Annotated in this window: 6 protein-coding genes; 1 reads left to right on the top strand and 5 read right to left on the bottom strand. The window is 66.4% G+C overall.

The features are described from left to right. Positions 1-276 precede the first annotated feature (276 nt). Entirely contained in the window at positions 277-831 is a 555-nt protein-coding gene (locus tag D8676_RS08620) for a cysteine hydrolase family protein (RefSeq protein ID WP_121580414.1), read from the top strand. A 103-nt stretch (positions 832-934) separates the two neighbouring features. Here the strand turns inward: D8676_RS08620 and D8676_RS08615 are convergent, their stop codons facing one another. The 5 genes from D8676_RS08615 to ftsZ all read right to left on the bottom strand — a co-directional run bounded on the left by D8676_RS08615 (position 935) and on the right by ftsZ (position 7473). After that, on the bottom strand, positions 935-1393 hold the full coding sequence (locus D8676_RS08615) for a nuclear transport factor 2 family protein (protein ID WP_121580413.1): 459 nt from the start codon (positions 1391-1393) through the stop codon (positions 935-937). Positions 1394-1556: 163 nt separating this feature from the next. Next, positions 1557-3224, bottom strand: a complete 1668-nt coding sequence (recN, locus tag D8676_RS08610) for a DNA repair protein RecN (RefSeq protein ID WP_121580412.1) — start codon at positions 3222-3224, stop codon at positions 1557-1559. Between the two features lie 106 nt (positions 3225-3330). Next, positions 3331-4203 (bottom strand): outer membrane protein assembly factor BamD, encoded by an 873-nt coding sequence (locus D8676_RS08605; protein WP_121580411.1) that lies wholly within the window; start codon positions 4201-4203, stop codon positions 3331-3333. A gap of 321 nt (positions 4204-4524) precedes the next feature. Continuing rightward, the gene (gene lpxC / locus D8676_RS08600; RefSeq protein ID WP_121580410.1) at positions 4525-5475 is read right to left on the bottom strand and encodes a UDP-3-O-acyl-N-acetylglucosamine deacetylase; all 951 of its coding nucleotides are present in this window, start codon (positions 5473-5475) and stop codon (positions 4525-4527) included. 294 nt (positions 5476-5769) lie between these two features. Continuing rightward, entirely contained in the window at positions 5770-7473 is a 1704-nt protein-coding gene (gene ftsZ, locus D8676_RS08595; RefSeq protein WP_121580409.1) for a cell division protein FtsZ, read from the bottom strand. Between the last annotated feature and the right edge of the window lie 25 nt (positions 7474-7498).

Below are 7498 nucleotides of genomic sequence, written 5' to 3'. Positions count from 1 at the left end.
CAACACGGGACGCGATCCAGCGCCACACTTGCCTGGATGGAGGTCGTGCACACCCGTTCCCACAAGCAAGCTGCTGACGGGGAGTATGAGAGCGATCAGAGAGGTGTGAACAAAAACGGTCCAAGTATTTTTGAAGTTGCAACGAAATCAACATGTTAGATGAAAATCGTTTTCACATCCGCATAGCCGGTCGTTCCCGATTCGAAAATCGCAATTTGCGACTCTAAATTCGTCCCGCCCCGGCTTAAGAATGTAGCGACAACAGATGAGGACGAGATGACCCACACCGCATTGATCCTGGTCGATATCCAGAACGACTATTTCGAGGGCGGCAACTGGCCCGTCGCCAGGATGGCTGCGGCGAGCGCCAACGCGGCAAGGCTGCTGGAGCAGGCCCGCCAGTCCGGCCAGATGGTCGTCCACGTTCATCACGAAATACCGTCAGACGACGCGCCGTTCTTCCGTCCCGGCACCGAGGGCGCCCGCATCCATGCTTCCGTCGCGCCACAGAAGGACGAGGCGGTGATCCTGAAGCATCACCCCAACAGCTTCCGTGAAACCGGCCTGCTGGCATTGCTGCAGGACAAGGGGATACGGAACGTGACGATCTGCGGGGCCATGTCGCAAATGTGCATCGATGCGACGACGCGCGCCGCGGCGGATTTCGGGTTCGACGTGACGGTGGCCGAAGATGCCTGCGGCGCCAAGGAAGTGTCGTTCGGGTCCATGCAGGTGGACCCCGGACAGGTCCACGCCACGATCATGGGAGCGCTCGACGGCACCTATGCGAAGGTCGTCAAAACCGACGCCTACCTGGCCGGCGACGCCTGACGGCAGGTTAGACCAGGCTCTCCCGGAAGCAGCCTTTCGGCGTCCGTATCTTGCCTGCAATCGGCCGCGCCGCCACTGGACTCGGAGCCGAATGCGCATTCCGTCACGGGGCGCAGGCCTGGGCGATCGACAGGCTGTTTTCGTAAAGGCGGTGCCGCGTGATGCGACCGTTCTCGACGGCGAGATGCAGCGCGAACGGCCCCTCGAAGGACTTTCCCGTCGCGCGTACGGTCCCCGACAGATGTCCCATCAGGACCGCGTTGGCGCCATCGACCAGGAACGTGTCAACGGAGGCCCGCGCATCCTCGGCCACGGTGTATTCCATCAGTTCCGTGAACTGGGCGGCACATTCCGAGGCGGTAGACCGCGGGCGTATCCACGGGGCGGCAGGGTTCTCGGCGAGCATCCAGTCGACCTCGTCGGCGAACAGCGCGACGAGCCGCTCGGTATCGCCGGCCAGCCGGGCGGCGAGGAATTCCTGCACGACGGCGCGAGTCGTCGCGGCGTCTGAACTCGGGGCTGCGGCCGGGACCTCTCTTACAGCGGTGAAACTGGCGGTCATGGCTTTCTCCTCGCTTCCGTGGCGATCCCGGCGGGATCGTCGATGAGCTCACTTTTCCGGAGAATTCGTAGAGAGGTCGATTACCCGGGAGGTAATCAAAGGACGCCGCGACGGCCCCCTATGACCGGCAGCGCCCGGCTTGCCAGCAACGCCTGACGGTAGGTTAGACCAGGCTCTCGCGGAGCAGCCTTTCGGCGGCGGCGCGGGCCTCCTCGGTGATTGTGGCGCCGGCGAGCATGCGGGCGAGTTCCTCCTGCCGGCCGGCAGTGTCCATCTCGGCGATGCCGGTCGAGACGCTGTTCCTGCCGCCCGATTTCGAGATCAGGAAATGCGTCGCGGCGCGGGCCGCCACCTGCGGGGCATGGGTGACGGAAAGCACCTGCACGCGGGAGGAAAGCCTAGCGAGGCGCTGGCCGATCGCGTCGGCGACGGCGCCCCCTACCCCGGTGTCGATCTCGTCGAAGACCAGTGTCGGCGCCGAGCCGCGGTCGGCGAGCGCCACCTTCAGCGCCAGCAAAAAACGCGACAGCTCGCCGCCCGACGCGACCTTCATCATCGGTCCCGGACGCGTGCCGGGATTGGTGCGCACCCAGAACTCGACCTGGTCGACACCAGCCTCGGTGCGGTTGTCCGGCTCGCTGGAAATCTCGACCAGGAACTCCGCGCGGTCGAGTTTCAGCGCCGGCAACTCGGCCATGACCGCCTTCTTCAAGGCGACGGCGGCGGCGGCGCGAAGCTCGGTGAGCCGCCTGGCGTCGCGGTCGTAGACGTCGCGCGCGGCAACGGCCTGCTTTTCCAGCGCGGCGAGTTTTTCCTCGCCGGCGTCGAGATCGGCGAGATCGGCCGCCATCGTGTCGCGCGTCCTGGCGAGATCGTCGACGGCGACGGAGAATTTGCGCGAGGCGGCGCGCAGCGCGAAAAGCCGCTCCTCGGAGCGCTCCAGCTTCTGCGGATCGAACTCTGTGGCGCGCAGGGCGGCCTCGACGCCTGACTGCGCGGCGTCGAGATGGATGAGCGCGTCGTCGAGCGACTTCACCACCTCATCGAGCAGGCCCGGCGCCTCGGTGGTCTTGCGCTGCAGGCGACGCAGCAGGCTGGCGAGCTGCGGCAGCGGCGAGTTCTGGCCGGAGAGCACGTCCTGCGCATCCTTGATCTCGCCGGCGACCTTTTCGGCCCGCATCATGGCGGTGCGGATGTCGGCGAGCTCGGTCTCCTCGCCGGGCTGCGGGTCGAGGCGGACGAGCTCGGCGACGGAGGCTCTGAGATAGTCGGCCTCGCGGGCGGCGGCCTGCACGCGAGCGCGGTGAGTCGCGAGCTGCTGTTCGCAGTCGCGCCAGAAGTGCCAGGCCCTGGCGCAGTTCCCGACCTCGCCGACATGGCCGCCGAAGGCGTCGAGCAGTTCGCGGTGGGCGGCGGGATCGACCAGCGCGCGCTCGTCGTGCTGGCCGTGGATCTCGACCAGCGCGCGGCCGATGTCGCGCATCAGCGTGACCGAGGACGGCTGGTCGTTGACGAAGACACGGGTGCGACCGTCTGCCGTCTGCACGCGGCGCAGGATGATATCGCCGTCGTCGTCGAGCGCGTTCTCGGTGAGGATGGCGCGCGCCGGATGGTTCTTCGGCACGTCGAATACTGCCGAGACCTGGCCCTGCGCCGCCCCGTGGCGGACAAGCGAGGCGTCACCGCGCGCGCCGAGCGCCAGCGACAGAGCGTCGAGGAGGATGGATTTGCCGGCGCCCGTCTCGCCGGTCAGCACCGAAAGGCCGGGCGCAAAATCGATGTCCAGCCGCTCGATCAGGACGATATCGCGGATCGACAGGCGGGACAGCATCCAGGCTAGAGCCTTTTTCGAAACCGGTTTCCAGTCACGGGATCATGCCCGGTGCGGCATGACCTTTTCCGGAACTGGCTACCACCTTTCGGGATCATGCTCCAGATCAGGCGTCGCCGCCGAAGAGCTGTCCGGCCTTGGACAGCCACGACCCCGCATTCTCGCGCGGCTGGAGCCCGCCGGACTGCAGCAGCGCGTAGGAATCCTTGTACCACTGGCTGTCCGGATAGTTGGCGCCGAGCACGGCGGCCGCCGTCTGGGCTTCCGAGGTGATGCCCATCGCGTAATAGGCCTCGGTCAGGCGCGCCAGCGCCTCCTCGACATGGCGGGTGTTGGAATAGTTCTCGACCACGTAGCGGAAGCGCTTGACGGCCGCGATGTATTCGCGCCGCTCGAGATAGTAGCGGCCGACCTGCATCTCCTTGCCGGCGAGCTGATCGCGGGCGAAACGCACCTTGGAGCGGGCGTCGTCGACATATTCCGATTCGGGCCAGCGCTGGACCACCTCCTCCATCGCCTCGATGGCGCGGCGCGATTCCTTCTGGTCCTGGGTGACGTCGCGGATCTGACGGAAATAGGAGAGGCCGACGATGTACTGCGCGTAGGCGGCGTCCTCGGAGGACGGGTAGAGCGTGACGTAGCGCTTGCCGGCGTTGATCGCCTCGTCGTAATTGCCCTGCCGGTAGTTGGTGAAGGCACCCATCACCATCGACTTGCGCGCATACTCCGAATAGGGGTGCTGGCGGTCGACGGCTTCGAACTTGCGGCTGGCCTCCTTGAGGCGGCCGGCGTTCAGATTGGCGAGACCCTGGTTGTAGAGCTGGTCGGCCGGCTCGGTCTGCTCGACATAGGTGGCGAGGTTGAGATCCTCTTCCTTGGACATGCAGCCGGCGGCGAGCGCCGGAACCATCGCAAACGCAGCGACCGTCAACGCCGTGCGAATCGCCCTGCCCGCGTGAGCCTTCTTCACGAAATACATGGTTGGATTAGCCCTTCTCGGCGTCGCCATTTCCCACTCCAGAACGGATGACTCCACTCTATGCCGCCATCCGTCCCATCTTCCGAGCACGATATTCCGAAACCGCTTCGCAATTTTCGGGATCGTGCTCCGGCGCCCTCCCGTCCCGGGGACATGGGCGCCGGCCCGTCGACCTGCCGCGATTAAGCATAGTCGCTTTCAGGCGACAATGCCATCGCCCGGCAATGGCGCATTTTTATGGCGCGGATTTCGCTAACAAACCCTTGGCGAAAAATGCCTTCGGTGTGACTTTCCGGGCACGCGGCCAGAAAGGCGTGAACGTCAGAGCACCCAGGGCGCGTAGACGGCGGCGTTGACGGCGACGAGCTCGGCGGAGCGGCCGCGCTCGCGGCGGTTGGTCTCGACGATCTCGAAGGCCGAGCGGTCGGACAGGAGGTGGCGCAGCGCCGCCGCGTTCAGCCGGTGGCCGCCGCGATAGGAACGGTAGCAGCCGATGAAGCGCGCGCCGGCAAGCGCCAGGTCGCCCATGGCGTCGAGCATCTTGTGGCGGACGAACTCGTTCTTGTAGCGCAGGCCTTCCATGTTGATGACGCGGCTGTCGTCGCCGATCACCACGGAATTCTCCAGCGAGGAGCCGAGCGCGTGGCCGGCTGCCCAGAGCCGCTCGACATCCTTCATGAAGCCGAAGGTGCGGGCGCGGGAAATGTCGCGGCGGAACACCGCCGGATCGATGTCGGCGGCGAACGACTGGCGGCCGATGGCGGGGCTCTCGAAGTCGATCTCGATCTCGAAGCGGGTGCCGTCATAGGGCTGGAACTCGGCGAAGGAGGCGCCGCTGTCGATGCGCACGGGCTTGACGACGCGGATGTAGCGGCGCTTGACGTCGAGCGTCTCGATGCCGGCTTGATCGATGGCTTCGACGAAGGACGCAGCGCTGCCGTCGAGGATCGGCATCTCGTCGCCGTCCACCTCGACCACGAGGTTGTCGATGCCGAGGCCGAACAGGGCGGCCATGACGTGCTCGACCGTGCCGACATGGTGGCCGGCCGGATCGCCGAGCGCGGTGCACAGGTCCGTGGCGCCGATCTCGGAGACGAGTGCGCGAATCTCGCGCGTGTCGCCGAAGGCGTCCATGTGATGGAAGACCACGCCGGTGTCGGGATCGGCCGGGAGGAAGGTTATGGAAACCGGCTTGCCGCTATGAACGCCGAACCCTGCCAGGGTTACGCGCGATTTGATCGTTGTCTGATAATCGTGCAACTTGATCCCCATACCACCCTTCAGCCTGCCTGCTTTTCCGGTGGCTTGCTTGCCAGTTTCCGGTGCATGGGCCTTGCTGAGTTTGGTGGGCAGGATCTCATCCCCGAATCCGCCCACACGCCGACCTTTCTGTGGCGAGAATGTAGTGGGACGGCAGGGAGACAACAAATCACGCTTGGTTACTCTGTGTTACCGCACGCACATACTTAACGAATCATAACCGGCTGAATTTGCGGGTTTTTTCAAGCCGGCGGTCGGAGAATGTTTCCGTCCGCCGGCCTGTTTAGCGAGGCCTTCCGCGAAGGCTCAGTTGGCTTGCCGGCGAAGGAACGCCGGAATCTCCAGCTGATCGTCCTCCTGGGCCGCACGCGGCTGCGGAGCGAGTCGGCCATGCTCGTCGAGCTGGCCGCGGCGCGGCGCGTAGAGCTGCGGGTCCTGGGTGGCGAGACGGCGTGCTTCCGGCGCCGGCTGGCGCAGCTTCGGCTCGCGCGGCGCGGCGGGCTGCAGCTTCGCCGGCTCCTCCTCGCGACGGGTCAGACCGGTGGTGAGTCGCTTCAGAAGGCCCATCGGACCGTTGTTTTCATGCTGCTCGACCGGATTGCGGCGGGCTTCCACTTCGGCGCGGACGACCGGCGGGAAGTCCTCGACCTTGGGCATGCGGGGCGCCGCCTGCACCGGCTGAGGGGCCGGCTGGGGCTGCAGAGCCGCCGCCAGACGCGCTTCCGCGTTGGGCGCGGCAACCGCTGCCTGCGGCTGCGGCCGGGGCTGCTGCGGCTGGACCGGCTGCGGCTGCTGGAAGAGCTTGCTCACCGGCTGGAAGTCGTCGACCGGCTGCGGCGCGGGGCGCGAAGCCATGACCGTGGCGTTGATCTCGGCCTGGCGGATGGCGTCGGCGACCGGATCGGCGGCGCGCGGCGCTTCGGCCTGCAGGGCAGGCTGCGCAACGGCGGCCGGACGCGCGGCGGCAGGCTGGGCAGCAGGCTGCTGTGCCGGCTTGGCCGGAGCCTGGCGGATCGAGATCGGGGCAGCCGCGATGTCGGCCGCCGACTTGTCGATGCCGGTGGCGACGACCGAGACGCGGATCACGCCTTCGAGTTCCTCGTCGAAGGTGGCGCCCAGGATGATGTTGGCGTCCTGGTCGACTTCCTCGCGGATGCGGGTCGCCGCCTCGTCCACCTCGAACAGGGTGAGGTCGCGGCCGCCGGTGATCGAGATCAGCAGGCCCTTGGCGCCGCGCATCGAAGTCTCGTCGAGCAGCGGGTTGGCGATCGCGGCCTCGGCAGCGGCCATCGCCCTGCCCTCGCCGGAAGCCTCGCCGGTGCCCATCATCGCCTTGCCCATCTCGCGCATGACCGAGCGGACGTCGGCGAAGTCGAGGTTGATCAGGCCTTCCTTGACCATCAGGTCGGTGATGCAGGCGACGCCGGAGTAGAGCACCTGGTCGGCCATGGCAAAGGCGTCGGCGAAGGTGGTCTTGTCGTTGGCGAGCCGGAAGAGATTCTGGTTCGGGATGACGATCAGCGTGTCGACGCTTTTCTGCAGTTCCTCGATGCCGAGGTCAGCGGTCTTCATGCGGCGCTGGCCTTCGAAATGGAACGGCTTGGTGACGACGCCGACGGTGAGGATGCCCTTCTCGCGCGCCGCGCGGGCGACGACCGGGGCTGCACCCGTGCCGGTGCCGCCACCCATGCCGGCGGTGACGAAGCACATATGGGTGTTCGACAGGTGGTCGATGATCTCGTCGATGCACTCCTCGGCGGCGGCGCGGCCGACTTCCGGCTGCGAGCCTGCGCCGAGACCCTCAGTGACATGCGCGCCGAGCTGGATCAGCCGCTCGGACTTCGACATGGTGAGCGCCTGCGCATCGGTGTTGGCGACCACGAACTCGACGCCGCGAAGCCCGGCCGTGATCATGTTGTTGACGGCGTTGCCGCCACCGCCACCGACACCGAACACGGTGATGCGGGGCTTGAGTTCGGTGATGTCTGGCTTCTTCAGATTGATGGTCATGGTCCTCGTCCTTTGCCTTCCTGCC

This window comes from Mesorhizobium sp. YM1C-6-2 (genome assembly GCF_003666685.1).
In the GTDB taxonomy this organism is placed as follows: domain Bacteria; phylum Pseudomonadota; class Alphaproteobacteria; order Rhizobiales; family Rhizobiaceae; genus Mesorhizobium_K.
Note: the sequence above shows the minus strand (reverse complement) of the source record. Positions and strands in the feature narration are given on the sequence as shown.